General features: G+C 70.0%; 15 protein-coding genes. 7 read left to right on the forward strand and 8 right to left on the reverse strand.

Going from position 1 to position 17,279, the window contains the following annotated elements:
• Positions 1-94: 94 nt before the first annotated feature.
• A complete protein-coding gene (locus tag ACIRP7_RS29765; RefSeq protein WP_403665442.1) occupies positions 95-3,802 on the forward strand; it encodes a helix-turn-helix domain-containing protein in 3,708 nt (1,235 codons plus the stop codon).
• Positions 3,803-3,808: 6 nt separating this feature from the next.
• On the opposite strand, the gene ACIRP7_RS29770 is transcribed toward ACIRP7_RS29765, so the two are convergent.
• On the reverse strand, positions 3,809-4,249 hold the full coding sequence (locus ACIRP7_RS29770; RefSeq protein WP_403665444.1) for an ATP-binding protein: 441 nt from the start codon (positions 4,247-4,249) through the stop codon (positions 3,809-3,811).
• Positions 4,250-4,401: 152 nt separating this feature from the next.
• Here ACIRP7_RS29770 and ACIRP7_RS29775 point away from each other — a divergent pair, with 152 nt between their 5' ends.
• Positions 4,402-5,253: a Scr1 family TA system antitoxin-like transcriptional regulator gene (locus tag ACIRP7_RS29775; RefSeq protein ID WP_403665446.1), complete on the forward strand. Its 852-nt coding sequence runs from the start codon at positions 4,402-4,404 to the stop codon at positions 5,251-5,253.
• The gene (locus ACIRP7_RS29780) at positions 5,250-5,438 is read left to right on the forward strand and encodes a DUF397 domain-containing protein (protein WP_403665448.1); all 189 of its coding nucleotides are present in this window, start codon (positions 5,250-5,252) and stop codon (positions 5,436-5,438) included. The genes ACIRP7_RS29775 and ACIRP7_RS29780 overlap by 4 nt, the downstream gene beginning before the upstream one ends.
• Before the next feature lie 12 nt (positions 5,439-5,450).
• Here ACIRP7_RS29780 and ACIRP7_RS29785 read toward each other — a convergent pair whose 3' ends face one another.
• A complete protein-coding gene (locus tag ACIRP7_RS29785; RefSeq protein ID WP_403665450.1) occupies positions 5,451-5,936 on the reverse strand; it encodes a hypothetical protein in 486 nt (161 codons plus the stop codon).
• A gap of 97 nt (positions 5,937-6,033) precedes the next feature.
• Between ACIRP7_RS29785 and ACIRP7_RS29790 the strand changes: the two genes are divergently transcribed.
• Entirely contained in the window at positions 6,034-6,630 is a 597-nt protein-coding gene (locus tag ACIRP7_RS29790) for a TetR/AcrR family transcriptional regulator (RefSeq protein ID WP_403665452.1), read from the forward strand.
• Positions 6,623-7,414: an alpha/beta hydrolase gene (locus tag ACIRP7_RS29795; RefSeq protein ID WP_403665454.1), complete on the forward strand. Its 792-nt coding sequence runs from the start codon at positions 6,623-6,625 to the stop codon at positions 7,412-7,414. Before ACIRP7_RS29790 ends, ACIRP7_RS29795 begins: the two co-directional genes overlap by 8 nt.
• Before the next feature lie 189 nt (positions 7,415-7,603).
• On the opposite strand, the gene ACIRP7_RS29800 is transcribed toward ACIRP7_RS29795, so the two are convergent.
• The gene (locus ACIRP7_RS29800) at positions 7,604-8,212 is read right to left on the reverse strand and encodes a TetR/AcrR family transcriptional regulator (protein ID WP_403665456.1); all 609 of its coding nucleotides are present in this window, start codon (positions 8,210-8,212) and stop codon (positions 7,604-7,606) included.
• Between the two features lie 91 nt (positions 8,213-8,303).
• Here ACIRP7_RS29800 and ACIRP7_RS29805 point away from each other — a divergent pair, with 91 nt between their 5' ends.
• Positions 8,304-9,050 carry an SDR family NAD(P)-dependent oxidoreductase gene (locus ACIRP7_RS29805; RefSeq protein ID WP_403665458.1) on the forward strand — a complete coding sequence of 249 codons (747 nt, stop codon included), beginning with the start codon at positions 8,304-8,306 and terminating at the stop codon, positions 9,048-9,050.
• A 42-nt stretch (positions 9,051-9,092) separates the two neighbouring features.
• Here ACIRP7_RS29805 and ACIRP7_RS29810 read toward each other — a convergent pair whose 3' ends face one another.
• The 3 genes from ACIRP7_RS29810 to ACIRP7_RS29820 all read right to left on the reverse strand — a co-directional run bounded on the left by ACIRP7_RS29810 (position 9,093) and on the right by ACIRP7_RS29820 (position 12,415).
• The gene (locus tag ACIRP7_RS29810; RefSeq protein ID WP_403665460.1) at positions 9,093-9,461 is read right to left on the reverse strand and encodes a VOC family protein; all 369 of its coding nucleotides are present in this window, start codon (positions 9,459-9,461) and stop codon (positions 9,093-9,095) included.
• A gap of 105 nt (positions 9,462-9,566) precedes the next feature.
• Positions 9,567-11,258, reverse strand: a complete 1,692-nt coding sequence (locus ACIRP7_RS29815; RefSeq protein ID WP_403665462.1) for a DUF2264 domain-containing protein — start codon at positions 11,256-11,258, stop codon at positions 9,567-9,569.
• Between the two features lie 116 nt (positions 11,259-11,374).
• Positions 11,375-12,415, reverse strand: a complete 1,041-nt coding sequence (locus tag ACIRP7_RS29820; RefSeq protein ID WP_403665464.1) for a rhamnogalacturonan acetylesterase — start codon at positions 12,413-12,415, stop codon at positions 11,375-11,377.
• Positions 12,416-12,608: 193 nt separating this feature from the next.
• On the opposite strand from ACIRP7_RS29820, the gene ACIRP7_RS29825 reads away from it, so the two are divergent.
• Entirely contained in the window at positions 12,609-14,291 is a 1,683-nt protein-coding gene (locus ACIRP7_RS29825; RefSeq protein ID WP_403665466.1) for a rhamnogalacturonan lyase B N-terminal domain-containing protein, read from the forward strand.
• A 364-nt stretch (positions 14,292-14,655) separates the two neighbouring features.
• Here the strand turns inward: ACIRP7_RS29825 and ACIRP7_RS29830 are convergent, their stop codons facing one another.
• The gene (locus tag ACIRP7_RS29830) at positions 14,656-16,068 is read right to left on the reverse strand and encodes an RICIN domain-containing protein (protein ID WP_403665468.1); all 1,413 of its coding nucleotides are present in this window, start codon (positions 16,066-16,068) and stop codon (positions 14,656-14,658) included.
• Positions 16,065-17,141 carry a family 43 glycosylhydrolase gene (locus ACIRP7_RS29835; RefSeq protein WP_403665470.1) on the reverse strand — a complete coding sequence of 359 codons (1,077 nt, stop codon included), beginning with the start codon at positions 17,139-17,141 and terminating at the stop codon, positions 16,065-16,067. The genes ACIRP7_RS29830 and ACIRP7_RS29835 overlap by 4 nt, the downstream gene beginning before the upstream one ends.
• Positions 17,142-17,279: the final 138 nt, after the last annotated feature.

The raw sequence follows: 17,279 nt of genomic DNA on the forward strand, positions 1-17,279 counted from the left end.
CCGAGTCCACCGGTCGGCGCATTGTTCGGCAGTACCGTTCTGGCGGCCGAACATTGAACGGGGTGAAGGTGTGGCGGGGCGTCGTGAGGTGCCGGTGGATCCGGCTGCGGGTCCGGTGCAGCGGTTCGCGTTCGAGTTACGCAAGCTGAGGCTGGAAGCGGACGGGATCACCTACCGGTCGCTGGCACGGCGGGCGGGCTATTCGGTGACCACGCTGTCGCAGGCCGCGGCGGGCGAGCAGTTGCCGACGCTCCCGGTGGTGCTGGCCTACGCGGGGGCGTGCGGTGCGGACCTGACGGAATGGGAGGCCCGCTGGAAGGCGGCGGTGGAGGAGTCCGCCGGTGACGGCTCCCGGGACGACGACGGAGCACTCCCGCCGTATCGCGGTCTCGCACGGTTCGAGACCGGGGACAGCGACCTGTTCTTCGGCCGGGAACAGCTCACCGCGGACCTGGTCGATTTGCTGGGCCGCCGACGGTTCGCCGCGGTCTTCGGCCCGTCCGGCAGCGGCAAGTCCTCCCTGCTGCGGGCCGGCCTGATACCCGTCCTCCGGCGCGCTCAGGAGCCAAGCCCGCGCCCGGCCGCGATCCGGATTCTGACACCGGGCGAACACCCCGCCCGCAGCCACGCACCGCTCCTCACACCCGCGACTCCCCGCGACGGCGACGGCGACGGCGACGGCGACGGCGACGCCAGGGCGGACACGTTCGTGATCGTCGACCAGTTCGAGGAGGTCTTCACCCTCTGCCACGACACGGCCGAGCGCGCCCGCTTCATCGATCTGCTGCTGACGGCCCGCCGGCCCAAGAGCCGTCTGCGGGTGCTGCTGGCGGTGCGCGGCGACTTCTACGGCCGCTGCGCCGAGCACCGTGAGCTGGCCGACGCGCTGCGCGACGCCAACCTCCTGACCGGAGCGATGAGCCGGACGGAACTGCGCGACGCCGTGGTCAAGCCGGCCACGGCCGCAGGACTGACGGTGGAACGCGCCCTCACCGCCCGGCTCGTCGAAGAGATCGCCGACGCGCCGGGCGGGCTGCCCCTGCTGTCCCACGCGCTGCTGGAGACCTGGCGCCGCCGCCGCGGCAAGACCCTGACCATGGCGGGGTACGAGGCGGCGGGATGCCTGGACGGCGCAATCGCCAAGACCGCCGAGGAGGTTTACGGCCGGTTCACCGAGGACCAGGCGACCGCGGCCCGCCGGGTGCTGTTACGCATGGTCGCCCCCGGTGACGGCACGCCCGACACGCGTCGTCCCGTCGAGCGCGCGGAACTCGGCGACACCGGCCGGGTGGTGGAGGCGCTCGCCGGAGCGCGGCTGCTCACCCTGGACGGCGACACGGTCGAGATCGCCCACGAGGCACTGCTCACGGCCTGGCCCCGACTGCGCGGCTGGATCGAGGAGGACCGCGAACGCCTGCGGGTGCACCGGAACCTGACCGAAGCGGCCCACGCCTGGCAGGAACTCGGCCGTGAGGAGGGCGCGTTGTACCGGGGAAGCCGGCTTGCCGCCGCCCAGGAGCACTTCGGCGGCGCACCGCGCGAGGACCTGACCGACCTGGAGCGCGCCTACCTCGACGCCGGCCGGGACCACGAGCAGAAGGGCCGTCGCCGGTCCCGGCTGGTGCTCACCGCCGTCACCGCCGCCCTGTGCCTCGCCCTCGTGGCCGCCGGCCTCGCAGTGGGGCAGTGGCAGAGTGCGGTATCGGCCCAGCAGCTGGCCCAGTCCCGGCAACTCGCCGCCCAGTCCGGTGCGTTGCTGGACTCCGACCCCGACCTCGCAGCCCTGCTCGCCGTCCACGCCTATCGGACCAGCCCGACCCGCGAGGCCACCGCCGCCCTGTACGCCGCAGCGGCACTACCGCTGCGCGAGCGCCTGGTCGGCGGCACCGATCCCGTGGATTCCATCGCTCTCAGCCCGGATGGACACACCGTCGCCGCCAACAGCCGAGACGGCAAGGTGCGGATCTGGAGTCTGCCCGGAGGCCGACTCCGACACACGTTCACTGGCTACGGCAGCGGCGAAGTCGCGGCGTTCAGCCCCGACGGACGCACCCTCGCTGTCGCTTTCGCCCGCGGCGCCGACGGGATGATAGGGCTACTGGATCCGGCCAGCGGCAGGAAACTCAGAACCATCACCGTCCCCGGCGGTTCGGTACGCGGGATCGCCTTCACCCCTGACAGTCGTACCGTGGCCGCCGCCTCCGCGACGACCACCGTACGGGTGTGGGACGTGGCCACCGGCCGCAACCGGCGCGGCTTCACGGGGCACTCCGACCTGGAGGCAGTCGCCTTCGGCCGTGACGGACGGACCGTCGCCGCGGTGGGCCTCGACGGACTCGTGCGCGTGTGGGACGTGGCCACCGGCCGTACCCGGATCGTCGGCGGCGGCCGAATCGACGGCAGGGCGGTCACTTTCAGCCCGGACGGACGGACCTACGCGCTCCGCGTCGACGGTTCGGTGCAACTGCGGGACGCGGCCACCGGGATCGTCCGGCACACCTTCAAGGACGTTCCCGTCGAGTGGAACGAGGTGGCCTTCGCCCCCGACGGGCGGACGATCGCCATCCCGAGCCGCGACGACACGGTGCGACTGTGCGACACCGCTTCCGGCGCGGCGCGGGCCACCGTGACCGCCGGTCACCACGGACGAGGAGTCATGAAAGTGGCCCTCGGTGCGGACGGCCGAACTCTGGTCACCAGCAGCAACGGGGACCCCAACGTCCGTGTCCACCGCCTGTCCGCCGATCTCCCGCAGACCACTCTGCCCGGCTCCGCCGACACCTCCATCGACGACATGGTCTTCAGCCAGGACGGACACGGGGTGGCCACGGTCCGCCAAGGGCCGCCCGGGATTGGGGCGGTACAGCTCTGGGATGCCGGGGCCGGCGATCGTAAAGCCTCACTACCGCTCGACACGGACTCGGCCCCCGGAGGGAAGCAGCCGTCCGTCCCGGTTCGCCTCCTCGCGGCCGTGGGGTTCGACCCGACCGGCGGTGCCCTGGCTGCCAGGTCCGTCAAGAAGGGGGTGATCGAGGTCCGGGACGTCGCCACGGGCCGACTTCGCCTGAGCCGGGCCCTGGACGCCGTCGACACGGCGGTTTTCAGTCCCGAGGGGACACGGCTCGCCGTCGTCGACTGGCAGGGGACGGTACACCTCTGGAACCTCACCACCGGCGCACTGCACACCGCGGCTCAGCCCGGCCACGGCGGCCCCGTCCGGCGAGTGGCGTTCAGCCCGGACGGACGGACACTCACCGTCGTGGACATCGAGGCCGGCGGTGATCAGGTCAGGCTGCTCGACGCCGCGACGGGACGCACCCGGCGCACCATCGAGCCGAGCTCCCAGACCCTGTCGTCCTTGGCGTTCGGCCCGGGCGGGCGCACCCTGGCCACCGTGAGCGGCAGTCGCGGATCGGTGATGATGTGGGACGCGCGCACCGGCCGGCTCCAGGACAACTTCCGTGTCGAGGGTGAAGTGGCGTCGCTGGCCTTCAGCCCCGATGCGCGCACCCTGGCCGCGAGCGGGGCGAGAGGCGTCCAGTTGTGGGACCTCGCCACCGGCCAGAACAGACTCACCCTGCCGACGCGCTCACCCGAAGCGGTGGCGTTCAGCCCCGACGGACGCACCCTGGCCATCGGTACGGACGGCTCCGTGGGCCTGTGGAACGTCGACCTGCCCGACCCGGCCCGCGCGATCCACGACATCTGCGCGGCCGTCGACACCGACCTCACCCCTCTGGAGCGGTCCCGCTACCTGCATGACAAGCCCACGGAGACCGGCTGTCAGCGGGCCGCGCCATAGCAGGAGTCAGCCGCCGCACGCCCCCACTCGGAGCTCCGCCCACACGGTCTTGTACGCCCCGCCCGGCCGGAGTTCGACGCCCCACCTCTCCGCCAGCGCCTCGACCAGCAGCAGTCCCCGCCCTCCTTCGTCCGCCTCCCGCGCCGGCACCGGCAGCCGGTCCACCCTCGCGTCGCTCACCTCCACCCGCAGCGACTCCTCGCGCAGCAGCAGTCGTACGCGGAACCCGCGCCCGCTCACCCGACCGTGCCGTACGGCGTTCGCGGCCAACTCGGCGACGACGAGCGTGACGTCCTCGTTCGGTTCGCCGCCGTGGGCGTACCCCCAGACGTCCATCCGGTTGGCGACGAGCCGCCGGGCCCGCCGGGCACCGGGCGGGGTGCAGGCGAAGAGCTGGGTGAACGTGCTGACGGCGGCGGGAGGTTGGAGATCGGTCTCTGCGTGCATGCCCCAACCGTCCCGGGAGGGAGGGGAGTCGGCCAGGCACGAAACTCGTACGCTACGGGTTGTACGAGTCACGGAGTGGACAGTGCCCGTGACGGTCCGTGACCATGGGTGGTCTGGCGGGGTAGGCACCAAGGCACCCGGGAGTTACCCGTATGACCGACAGCACCATCGAGACCATCGGCCTCGAGAAGATCGCGAACGAACCCGAACCGTCCGACAGCCTGAAGGCGTTCGGCGAGGCGCACAAGGCGTTCCGCAGGAGGGCCGGGCACACACAGGAGGAGTACGCCCCACTGGTCGGCTATCAGCCGTCCACGGTCGCGTCGATCGAGCAGGGCCGCCGTTTCCCCCAACGCCGGTTCGTCGACCGGGCGGAGGAGATCCTGGACGCGTTCGGGGTGCTCAAGGGGGTCTACAAGCACGCGACGCGGGAGAAGGGGCTGGCCTCGTGGTTCCGGCAATGGGCCGAGCTGGAAGAGGTGGCGATCAGCCTGTACACCTTCGAGAACCGGTTCGTTCCGGGGCTGCTGCAGACGGAGGGGTATGCGCGGACGTTGTTCCGCGAGCGGGTGCCCGTGCTCACCGACTCGGAGATCGAGGCCCAGGTCACGGCTCGGCTGGCGCGCCAGTCGCTGCTCGGGGAGCGGCCCAACACGTCGTTCAGTTTCATCGTCGAAGAGCATGTCCTACGGCGGCCGACGGGCGGGGAGGAGGCCATGCGCGAGCAGATCGAGCACCTGCTGGAAGCCACCGAGCCGCGCAACGTCGAGCTCCAGGTGATGCCGCTGACGCGTGGCTACCACCCTGGCCTGAATGGGCCCATCCGGCTGCTGGAGACATCGGAGAACGAGTGGTTTGCCTACTGCGAGGGCCAGGAGAACAGCCAGTTCATCGTCAAGCCGCAAGCGATCAGCATGCTCCACATGCGCTATGCGAAACTTCGCTCACAGGCTCTGACTCCTGAGGACTCCCGGAGCCTGTTGGAGCGGATGCGAGGAGCATGATGAGCACGACTCAACTGGCCTGGTTCAAGAGCAGCTACAGCGGCGACGACTCCGGCGACTGCATCGAAGTGGCCGCCGCCCCCACCACCATCCACGTCCGCGACTCCAAGGACACCACCGGTCCCCGACTCGCCCTCTCCCCCACCACCTGGTCGGAGTTCGTCGCCTTCGCCTCGCGGAGCTGACCTCGTCAGCTGTTACAGGCTGGGGGCGGGTCCCTCCTCCAACTCGGCGAGTCGAGTGAGGATGCGCCGGGGCAGTTCGGCCGCCTCCAGCCGGAACGGGGTCCAGCGGTCCATGGAGGCCGGCTTCATGGACGCGGAGAACCGGAAGCGACCCTTGTTGTTCGGCTCGGGCACCATCTCGGCGAACGCGGGGCTCGGTACCAGCCATGCCGTCATGATCGCCCCCCGTTCCACGTCCACGGCGACGAAGAGCATGTCGAGGTCGGACCGCGGCTGGAACGTCTGCGACCGGACGAAGGCCATCAGCCTGCCCTGTCGGACCAGGACGCCGGTGGACATCCTGGCCGTCACCTGCACGGCCAGGGTCACGGTGCTGCCGCGCCGGTGGAAGACGAGGTCCACGCCTTCGTCGTCCACGAGGGAAGTGGAGACGTTCAGCTCACCGGCCGTGGCGAGGATGCAGGAAGCCGCGACCAGGTACTCCTCGTCGTCGCTCATGGCGTGAATCCACTGCCCCCGTAGGGGACTTGGGCTTTCCTACCGCCTGCCGAAAACCAGTGGCCGACAACCTAGGGGTCCTAGGTAATCTGCCCCCATGAGCCCCCGAGCAGGCCTCACCCCCGACCGCCTCACCGAGGCCGCAGCCGACCTCGCCGACGAGATCGGCTTCGAGAACGTCACCCTGGCCGCCCTCGCCAAGCGCTTCGGCGTGAAGGACGCGAGCCTGTACGCGCATGTCAGGAACCTTCAGGACCTGCGCACCCGGGTGGCCCTGCTCGCCGGCGGCGAGATGATCGACCGGATCGCCGTCGCCGTCGCGGGGCGGGCCGGCAAGGACGCGCTGACCGCCTTCGCCGGCGCCTACCGGGCATACGCGCTGGAGCGGCCGGGACGGTACGCGGCCACGCAGACCCGGATGGACCAGTCGCTCATCTCCGGCACCCCCGCGCTCCGGCGCACCGCCGAGATCACGTATGGCATGCTCCGCGCCTACGGCCTCGCCGAACCCGATCTCACCGACGCGGTACGCCTGTTGCGCGCCACCTTCCACGGTTACTGCGCCCTGGAGTCGGCGGGCGGCTTCGGCGCCCCCCGCGACGTGCAGAAGTCCTGGGACAGGGCGGTCGACGCCCTGCATGTGGCACTCGAGAACTGGCCCCACTTGCCCCAAGAGGAGAGCACCGATGACTGACCCGCACTACGACATCACCGGCCACGGCCCCGTGCTGCTGTTCATCCCCGGCGGCGCGGGCCACCCCATGGGCCTCGCCCCGGTGACGGACGCGCTCTCCGCGCACTTCACCGTCGTCACGTACGACCCCCTCGGCCTCGCCCACGGCCGACTCGGCGAACCCGTCGAGGACCAGCGGGTCCAGGACTGGAGCGACGGCGCGCGGCGCGTGCTGGACGCGACGCTTCCGGAGGGTGAGTCGGCGTACGTCTTCGGCACCAGCTCCGGCGCCGTGGCCGCCCTCGATCTGCTCGCCCGGCACGCGGAGCGGCTGCGGCACGTCGTCGCACACGAGCCGCCGTGCGTGGGGGTGTTGCCGGACGGAGCACGGCAGCAGGCGGCGTTCCGGGAGGTCTGCGAGGTCTACCGGACCAAGGGGCTCGCGGCGGGGGGTGCCCGGATGACCGCCGTACTGGAGGAACGGGAGGCGGGGGAGCTTCCGGAGGGCCAACCCCTCAGCCGCGAGGAGGAGTTGGCGAGCCCGATGGCGCTCCTCCTCGCGCATGTCATCGGCCCCTTCACGTTGTACGTCCCGGAGGCGGGCCCGTCGCAGGCCCGTCTCACCGTCGCCGCGGGGACCGACTCGCGCGGTCACCTCCTGTATCGCACCGCCGAGTTCCTCGCGAAGGCGCAGCAGGCGGACTTCGTCGAGTTTCCCGGCGGTCATCTCGGCATCCTTCAGCACTCGGTGGCCTACGCCGACCTGCTCACGCGGACGTTCCTCGGGACCGACTCGCGGTCATGACAGGTCGCCGAGCGCATTGGCGTACGTGGATCCCTTGAGGCGCAGGGCCAGTTCACGGAAGGCCCAGCCCTCGCCGGGTGAACGGTCCAGCTGATCCTCGGTGAAGGCAGCACAGTTGGCCGAGAGTGACCTGTGACCTGTGACCTGTGCCGTGCCGGGTGATACACCCGCTCCCGCGGACACCGACGGTCAGACCGGTGGCCAGTTTCGCAGTGCCGCGTCGGCCACCCTTTGGAGTTCGGAGCGGGTTGCGCCGCCGGCCGCCTGGACGGCGATGCCGTTCGCCACGGTCATGATGTATCGGGCTAGCAGCTCCGGGTCCGCGCCCGGGGGCAGATCGGCCTCGTCGACGGCACGCTGGAACCGGTGGCGGAGGCGGGCGCGAGCGTCGTCGCGCCAGGCGATCAGGGCGTCCTGGGCGGGCTGTCCGGAGTCGCCGGAGGCCAGTGCGCCCTGTACGCCCAGGCATCCGGCAGGGCAGTCGGGGCGGGTGGTTGTGTCGACCGAGCCGGCGAGGAACGCCGTGGCCACCTCCAGCGCGCTCGGCTTCTCCAGCGCGCGGTCCCCATAGGAGGCAGGACCTTCGGTGTAGCGCTCCAGGACCTTGCGGAACAGTTCCTCCTTGTTTCCGAAGGCCGCGTACATGCTTTTGCGGGTGATACCCATGGCGCCGGTCAGGTCGGTCAGGCTGGCACCTTCGTAGCCCTGCTCCCAGAAGACCATCATCGCCTGTTCCAGGGCCTCGTCGGCGTCGAAGCCTCTCGGCCGGCCGATCGGCGCTTTCCCGGTGCTCTCCACGACCCCATCCTAGCGGATCGATACCGATCGGTGCAGAAGTGCTACGGTTCCTTTCTGCACCGATCGGTATCTAAGTTGGGGAGTTCAGGCAATGGGACAGCTGGAAGGCAAGACCGCCCTCGTCACCGGCGGCAGCACGGGAATCGGCTTGGCCACCGCCGAGCGGCTGGCGTCCGAGGGCGCCCATGTGTTCATCACCGGCCGGCGCAAGGACGCGCTCGACAGGGCCGTCGAGTCGATCGGCTCTGCGGTGACCGCGGTGGCGGGCGACATATCGGAGCCGGCCGACCTGGACCGGCTGTACGACGCGATCCGGGACCGCGGCCGGGGCCTGGACGTGCTCTTCGCCAACGCGGGCATGGCCACGCTCGCACCGCTGGCACAGGCCACCGGGGAACAGTTCGACCAGATCTTCGACGTCAACGTCCGGGGCACGCTGCTCACCGTGCAGAAGGGGCTGCCGCTGCTCAACGACGGCGCCTCGGTGATCTTCAACGACTCCATCCGCGCCGACGACGGCAGGGAGAACTTCGGCCTGTACGCGGCGTCGAAGGCCGCGGTCCGGTCCCTCGCGCGAACCTGGGCCAACGAGTTGAAGGGCAGGGGCATCCGCGTCAACTCGGTCGCGCCGGGCGCGATCGACACCCCCGGAGTCGACAGCGCCATCGGTGAGGAGAACACGGCCCCCTTCAAGGCGGAACTCGCGGCGGGAGTGCCGATCGGGCGGATGGGGCGCCCGGAGGAGGTGGCCGCCGCCGTGGCCTTCCTCGCTTCCGCGGACGCCAGCTTCCTGCTCGGCACCACCCTGCACGTCAACGGCGGCGAGAACCAGTTCTGACCTCGCCGGTCGGAGCCCCCGCACACCCAGCCGGCCCGGAATTCAGCGCTCCCGCTCCGCCGCACTCCGCTCCACGCAGAACTCGTTGTCCTCCGGGTCGGCCAGGACCACCCAGCCCAGACCGTCGCCCGTGCGCTGGTCGTCGAGGAGGGTGGCGCCCAGGGCGAGGAGGCGGGTGACCTCCTCGTCGCGGGTGCGGTCCTGAGGCTGGAGATCGAAGTGCAGGCGGTTCTTGCCGCTCCTGCCCTCCGGGACCGTGACGAAGAGCAGGCCCGCACCCTCGATCCGGGCCTCCTCGTCGCCCGGCCGGTCCTCCTCGTGCAGCGGTTGGCCGAGGACCTGGGACCAGAAGTCGGCGAGCGCGTAGGCGTCGGCGCAGTCGATCGTCACGTGGCGGATCACGGAGGTCATGCCGGGATTCTCCGGGGACCCGGCCGAGCGGGGCAAGGCCGAGGGTCACGGCCCGCCCACACCGCACATCCCCGTCACGCCGACGTACGCGAAGCCTGTGACGGCTCAGTCCTCGGCGGTGACCTCCACTCCCAGGTCGTCCAGCCGTACCCGCACCGCGACGCCCCCGCTCCACACCACCGTCAACTCCCCGGGTCCTACGGCCTTTACGGTCACCGCCTCGCCCAACGGCACGGCATCCGCGTCGCCGGTGAGTCGGGCCAGGGCGACGAACAGCGTGTCCCCCTCCCCCGTCACCCCGCCCAGCTCCTCGTCCAGGCCCACGGCGGGCAGCAGTTCGGCCCGGACACCGTCCCGCGCGGCCCACCCCGTCACCCGCACCGGCGTCCCGGGCTCGGCCCCGGTCAGGAGGAAGGCGCGTACCTCCACCGCCCCCTGCGCGAGCACGACACTGGAGACCCGCGCACCCCCGGCCGCCGCGTGCCGCGAGGCCGCCCACCCCTCCCCCACCCCCAACGGCTCGATCTCCGTACGGCTCGGATCGCCGTCCAGAATGAGGCTGTTGTCGTACGTCGCCGAGGGCTCCGTCACCGTGGAGTAGGCGAGGCGGGTGTAGAACGGGTCGTAGCGGACGTCCTCGCTGCCGTGGTTGTGGAGGCGGACGACGCCGTCGGAACTCGTTGACTGCAGGAGCCAGTTGGGGGCCGCGATCGCGGTGAGCGCGTCGGAGCGCTCCGCCGGACCCGGTTCCTCCACCGCCGTCCACACCTCGTGGTCCGCCGGGAGGAGCAGGCCGAGGAAGCCCTTGCTCGCCCAGTACGGCGATGCCGGGCCCGAATAGCCTTGCAGGACACCGGTGTTGGGGCCGTGCCAGCCGAGGGTGAGCAGGCCGCGGGAGTCCACCGCGCCCCGGTCCAGGAAGTACTTGAGGGCCCCGGAGGCCAGTCGCCGGGTCTCGCCCGGGGACAGCGGGGTATGGCCCGTCAGCGCGCCCAGCCACAGCGGGACGGTGCTCGCGAAGCGGTACGTCAGGGAGCGGCCCTGGTGCATCGGGGCGCCGTCTGCGCCGAACAGGCGGGCGTAGTCGTCCAGATGGCGGGAGAGGCGGCCGCCGTACAGGTCCAGAAGCCCGGAGTCCTCGGCCAGCCAGGCGTGCAGCACCGGGTAGAGGTGCATGGCCCAGCCGTTGTAGTAGTCGAACTTGCGGCCGTCGCCGTCCGTGTACCAGCCCTCGCCGACGTACCACTGCTCAATGCGCTCAAGCCCGCGGTCGATCGCCTTGCGGGAGGCCTCCGGCTCATGGCCGACCGACGACAGGAAGCCGGCGACCGTCACCGGGAACAGCTCCCAGTTGCAGGGCCAGGCCTCGGCGGTGAGCGCGTCGCCGAGCCAGGCCGCGGCCCGCTGCTGTACGGCCTCGTCCAGTCGGTCCCAGAGCAGCGGCTTCGTGATCCGCAGCGCGAACGCGATCGACGCCGCCTCCACCAACGGCTGGCTGCGGTCCTCGATCCGGGGCCACACTCCCGAGACTCCGGCGGCGAGCCCGTCCGCGTACCGCTCGAGTGCGGGCCCGTCCTGGCGGAAGGCCGCCAGCAGGAGCGTACGGGCGTAGCCCTCCAGCCCGTCGGAGAGGTGGCCGGACCAGCTCTGCCGGTCACCGGGGAGGTGGTAGAGGGCGCGGTCCTCGGTGGCGTACGGCTCCACCGCGGCGAGCAGGGCGTCGGCCACGGCCTCCCAATGGGCGCGCGTGTAGCCGGTGTGCGGACTGAGGGTGCGGTCCTCGGGGGGCAACTGCATCGGTTCTCTTTCTTCGACTCGCAGACTCGCAGGCCGGGAGGCTCGCGGGCCGGGAGGCTCGCGGCTCGCATCACAGACCTGGGGCGCCCCGGTTCCGGTCGGGACGCCCCAGGCGTCTATCCCACCCTCACAGACCCCTTGGGCACCAGTCCCTGTGCGAGCAGTTCGTCGCGGACCAGGCCCGCGTACACGGTGGCTCCGTGTACGGAGGTGTGGGTGTTGTCCCTTTTCTCGTTGTAGAGGTAGATCGCCTTCGAGCCCTCCACTCCCAAGGACTCCACCAGCGTCTTCGTCTTCGCCGTCAGGTCGATCAGCGGGACGTCCTCTGCCGCGGCCACCGAGCGGATCACCGCGGGATGGTCCACCCCGAGGCCGTTGACCAGCAGGGCCGTCCCGTTGTTCAGCGTGCCGTCCGAGTTGAACCAGCGTCGCACGATGGGCGTCACGAGGACAGGGTTCCCGCCTTTCTCCCTCACACCCGCGACCAGAGTCTCCAGGTTCGCCCGGTACGTCGCCTCGTCGGTCGTCTTGTCGTTGTGGGCGAGCTGGATGAGGACGAGGTCGCCGTGGCGGATCAGCGGCTGGACCGTGGCCCACAGGCGCGGCTCGGACAGGTAGGTCACCGTGCTCTCGCCGGAGTCGGCGTAGTTGGCCACGGACACGCCCTTGCGCAGGTACTGGGGCAGTTGCTGGCCCCAGCCGGAGTAGGGGTCGCCGGGTTGGTCGCAGACCGTGGAGTCGCCGACCAGGAAGATCTGGCGGGCGTGCCGGGCGGGGGTGACCTTGATGTCGGCGAGTGCGGGGGCCGAACCGCCCAGCACGAGGTCCAGGCCCGGGGTGCCGTCGGGTCCGGTCGGCTCGCCCTCCGGGGTGCGCACGTTCACGGTGAAGCTGCGGGAGACCCGCTCACCGGCCGCGGCCGCCGTCTCCGGGAGGAGCGAACGCCGGGTCTCGCCGCTGATCGCGGTGTGCGACTCCGCATCGCCGCCCAGGAGGACCTTCACGTCGTACGTGCCCGGCGGGACGTCGAAGTGGCAGCCGGCCGCCGTGCAGTTCTCCAGGCCCAGTGGACGTCCGGTGTGCGCCTGCGCCGGTACGGCCGTCAAGCCCGAGGCCAGCGCCACCGCCGCCAGCAGGGCCAGGTTGAAACGTCTCATTCGCGGTTCCTCCGTCAGGGGGACAACACCTGGCGCCGGACCGTACCGCCATCTGCAAGCGCTTTCTAGACCTCGAACCGATTTCACAAAATCGCCAACCTCCAGGAGGCGAAAGCCCTTTCGCGAAATCGATTCAACTGTCACTCTCCAAAGCACCCGCACCACCCCCACATGTCTCGAAGGAGGCACCCCCATGTCCGAATTCCCCGTGCATCGACCGGTCGGACGCCGCACCTTCGTTCTCGGCACCGCGGCCGCTGCAGGGACGGCCGCGCTCGCCGGGCCGCTCGCCCAGTCCGCGTCCGCCGCGACCTTCGGCTGGAGCGACGACGGCTCGAACTACGTCGTCGACACCGGCGCGAGCCTCGTCTTCAAGGTCAGCAAGACCAACGGCGACCTGACCTCGCTGGTCTACAAGGGCACGCAGTACCAGGGCTACGGCGGCAAGAACTCGCACATCGAGTCCGGGCTCGGCACCTCCACCGTGAGCATCAAGCAGTCCGGCACGACAATCCTGATCTCGGTCGCCTACGGCACTCTGAAGCACTACTACGCGGCCCGCAGCGGTGAGAACAACGTCTACCTGTGGACCAACAAGGCCGACGATTCGGTCTCGGCGACCCGCTACATCCTGCGCGTCAACGCGGGCAAGTTCCTCAACGACGAGCCCGACTCGTACACCTACGCGCCCACCACCATCGAGGCCCAGGACGTCTTCGCGAAGTCCGACGGCCAGACCCGCTCCAAGCACTACGCGAAGGCGCGGGTGATCGACTACAACTACGTCGGCTGGACCACCGGCAGCGTCGGCCTGTACATCGTGCGCTCCAACCACGAGAAGGCCTCCGGCGGCCCGTTCTACCGCTCCCTCCTGCGCCACCAGAGCGCGGACGGCGGTGGCCTGTACGAGATCCTCTACTACGGCGAGAACCAGACGGAGGCCCAGCGCTTCGGCCTCCAGGGCCCCTACGTCATCGCCTTCACCGACGGCGGCGCCCCCTCCTCCGCGCTGTACCCGGGGACCCTCACCACTTCGTGGGCGGACTCGCTCGGCATCTCCGGCTACGTCCCCGCGAGCGGCCGGGGCAAGGTCGCGGGCGTCGGCATCACCGGCCGGAATACGGCGCACCCCTACACGGTCGGACTCGCCAACTCCGCCGCCCAGTACTGGGGTACGGCACGGTCGTCGGACGGCTACTTCTCCATCGGGGGCGTGCTGCCGGGAACGTACACACTGACCGTCTTCAAGGGTGAACTCGCCGTCTACACCAGCTCGGTGAGTGTCAGCGCGGGCGGCACGACCACCCTCAACTCCATCGCGATCCCGTCCTCGAACGATCCGAGCAACGCGAGCGCGATCTGGCGCATCAACGACTGGAACGGCACGCCCAGCGGCTTCAAGAACGCCGACCTGATGACGTACGCCCATCCGTCCGATGCCCGCGCCTCCTCCTGGACCGGGAACGTCATCGTCGGCAGCGGCACCGAGACCTCGTCCTTCCCCTGCTATCTGTGGAAGGACGTCAACAGCGGGATCATCGTCTACTTCAAGCTGACGGCCGCCCAGGCCGCCGCCGCGCACACCCTGCGCATCGGCGTGACGACGGCCTACGCCAACGGCCGCCCGCAGGTCGTCGTCAACGACACCTGGACCTCCGCCGTCCCCTCGCCGCCCACCCAGCCGAGCACCCGGTCGCTGACCGTGGGCTCGTACCGGGGCAACAACTACACGTTCACCTACAACGTGCCGGCGTCCGCCTGGCTGACGGACACCAGCGCCTACAACACGCTGAAGATCTATGTGGCGAGCGGTTCGGGGTCGACGTCCTTCCTCAGTGCGGGCACGTCGATCGACGCGATCGACCTCCTGTCCTGACGTCCTGGTCGGCACGGTGGCCCGACGCTCGACGCGCCGGGCCCCGTTCCTGCGGGCCGGGGGCAGCTCTGGTCCGAGCGGTAGCCGACGCGTCGGGCGTTGATGTTCTGGGTGTCGGCGGCCAGGAGATGGGAGCCGTCCCAGTAGGAGTCGGACGCGGCGCCGTTGCAGGCGGTGAGCTTGGCGCCGGTCGAGTCGTCGCCCGTGGAGCCCGCGGCCTGCTGCGTGCCGTTGCAGTAGTGGGTGCCTCTTCCCGAGCGGCCCGGGAGTGAGGTCCCGTTGCCCGAGTCTTTGATCTCCGGGGCGACGGGTACCGCCGAGGCGGGTCACCCCGCTCCTCGGCGGTGCGTCATGGGATCGACTGCTAACTACCCCTGGTCCACTGCTGGTTGGTGCCTGTTCCGCAGGTGTACGTGATGATGGCGGCGCCGTTGGCGGTGGAGGCGCCGTTCACGTCCAGGCACTTACCACTCGCGCGGGACTTGATGTTCACGTACGAGCCGGTGGTGGTCAGCGACCACTGCTGACTCGTGGCGGACGCGCTGCAGTTCTCCTGGCTGATCGTGCTCGCGTTCTCCTGCACGCACAGGGAACTGTTCCTGACCACCAGCTGGTAGTAGCCGCTGCCGACGGACTTGAACCAGTACTTCTGGTTGCCTCCGCCGTTGCAGTCGTACTGCTTGATCTGGGCGCCCTGCCACAGCGACTGGCTCGTCACGTCGGCGCACTTGGAGGAGTGCCGGGCGATCAGCGTGTTGTACGTGGCGCTCGTGCCGCCGACCGTCCCGGCCGCCGTGTCGACGGTGACCTCGGGGTACCAGGACATGGACATCGTGGTGGAGCTCGGGAAGGTCAACGGCAGCCACACGTACCGCGAGTCGTTGACGGTCCCGCCGAAGGAGTTGCCCCAGCGGTCGCCCATGTAGAGGTACGAGGTGCCCGAAGTCCCCTGCACCGGGAGGACGTACGCGGTCTGCGAGTTGTAGGCCGTGGAGTCGCCGACGTTCGTCATCGCGGTCCACGGGCCGGCGAGGGAGGTGGCGGTGGCGTACTGCTGCTGGTTGGCGTTCCAGCCGGTGGCGCCCGACGTGAGCATGAAGTAGACGCTGCCCCGCTTGAACAGCGCCGGTGCCTCGCGGTGTCCACCGACCCACGGGTTGGCGACCAGGCTCGCGATGCCCGTGTAGTCGGCGGTGAGCTGGTAGATGTGCAGGTCGTAGTTCTCGTTGGCGGCCGAGACCATGTAGCCGGTGCCGTCGGTGTCGACGAAGGTCGTGATGTCACGGGACATGTTGTCGCCCAGCGGGCGGAAGCTGCCCTGGTAGGTGTAGCTCCCGTCGACCGTGGAGGAGACGGCGACGGCCGCGCGGGCCTCGCTGTAGTCGGTGCCGTTCTCCTTGTGCATCCACATCACGAACTTGCCGGTGGACGCGTTGTAGACGACCTTGGGCCGCTCGATGTAGGCGGTCCCCAGCTCGGCGGCGCTGGACTGGGTCAGGACGTGGTTCCTGAACTCCCAGTTCTTCAGGTCGGTGGAGCGGTAGGCGTCCACGTACCGGAAGGTGTTGTCGGCGTTGCGGTCCTCGCCGAACCAGTAGTAGTAGGAGCCGACCTTGATGACCCCGCCGCCGTGGGCGTGCACGGCGTTGCCCGAGGTGTCCGTGAACTGAACGCCGTTGGGGACGGTCAGCGCGGCGGCCTGGGCCGGTCCGGCGGTCGCGAGGGCGCCGGCCAGGGCCAGACACAGGGCGAGCAGTACGGCGTATGCACGTCTCATGACGCGACCTCCGTGTTCGTGGCGGTGTCCGCCACCGGTGTGCCGAAGTTCGGGGTGCCGTCCGCGTGCCAGCCGAGCTTCTGGACGCGGGTGTGGCGGTTGGGGTCGTTCAGCGGGTCGCCGACGATCTCCTTGTACTGGCGGGCGTGGTAGACGAGGACGTCACTGCGGCCGTCCTCGGCGACGGTGAAGCAGTTGTGGCCGGGGCCGTACTGCCTGGTGGTGTCGTTGCTGGTGAAGACGGGGGTCGGCGACTTGGACCAGCTCGCCGGGTTCATGAGGTCGGCGTCCGCGTCCACGGTGAGCAGGCCCATGCAGTAGTGGTAGTCGGTGGCGCTGGCCGAGTAGGACAGGAAGAGCCGGCCGTGGCGGGCGATGACCGAGGGCCCTTCGTTGACCTTGTAGCCGACGCACTCCCAGTCGTACTCCGGGGTGGAGAGCCGGATCTGAGGACCTGTCAGGGTCCACGGATTCGCCATCCTCGACAGGAAGATGCCGGTGTTGTTGTCCAGTCCGGGCTCGTGCTGGGCCCAGGCGAGATAGCGGGTGCCCCGGTGGGAGAAGGTGGTGGCGTCCAGGGAGAAGGTCTCCCAGGCGGTTTTGATCTGGCCCTTCTCCACCCAAGTCCCTTGAAAGGGATTGGGGTTGGAGTTCTCCAGGACCCAGATGCGGATGTCCCAGACGCTCTCGGCGGGCGCGGAGGCGAAGTAGATGTACCACTTGCCGCCCACGCGGTGGATCTCGGGCGCCCAGATGTGGGCGCCCATGACACCGGTCGGGTGCTTGGTCCAGATGACGGACTCGTCGGCATTCGTGAGGCCGTTGATGGTGCGCGAGCGGCGCAGGATGATGCGGTCGTACTCGGGGACGGTGGCGGTGAAGTAGTAGGAGCCGTCGGTGTGACGGTGGATGTACGGGTCCGCGCGGTTGCGGACGAGCGGGTTCACGAAGGGCGCGGCCTTCTTCGGGCGCGGGGCGGCTTCGGCGGTTGTGGGGGTCACGGCCAGGGCGCCCGCGGCCAGGGCACCCTTCAGCAGCAGTCGTCGATGGGGGACTTCGGGGGCGCGGCTCATACGGACTGCCTCTCGGATGGGGGGTGTCCTGAGAGCGATGTTCGATATTGAGAACATCTGTTGTTATTGCGAACAGCCGAAAGGTACGGCTGGGGAACCATGAGGTCAACGGGTCGGACGCGATCAGAAGAAGGCGCT

Origin of the sequence: Streptomyces sp. NPDC102270 (assembly GCF_044766405.1) — a bacterium.
Classification (GTDB): domain Bacteria; phylum Actinomycetota; class Actinomycetes; order Streptomycetales; family Streptomycetaceae; genus Streptomyces.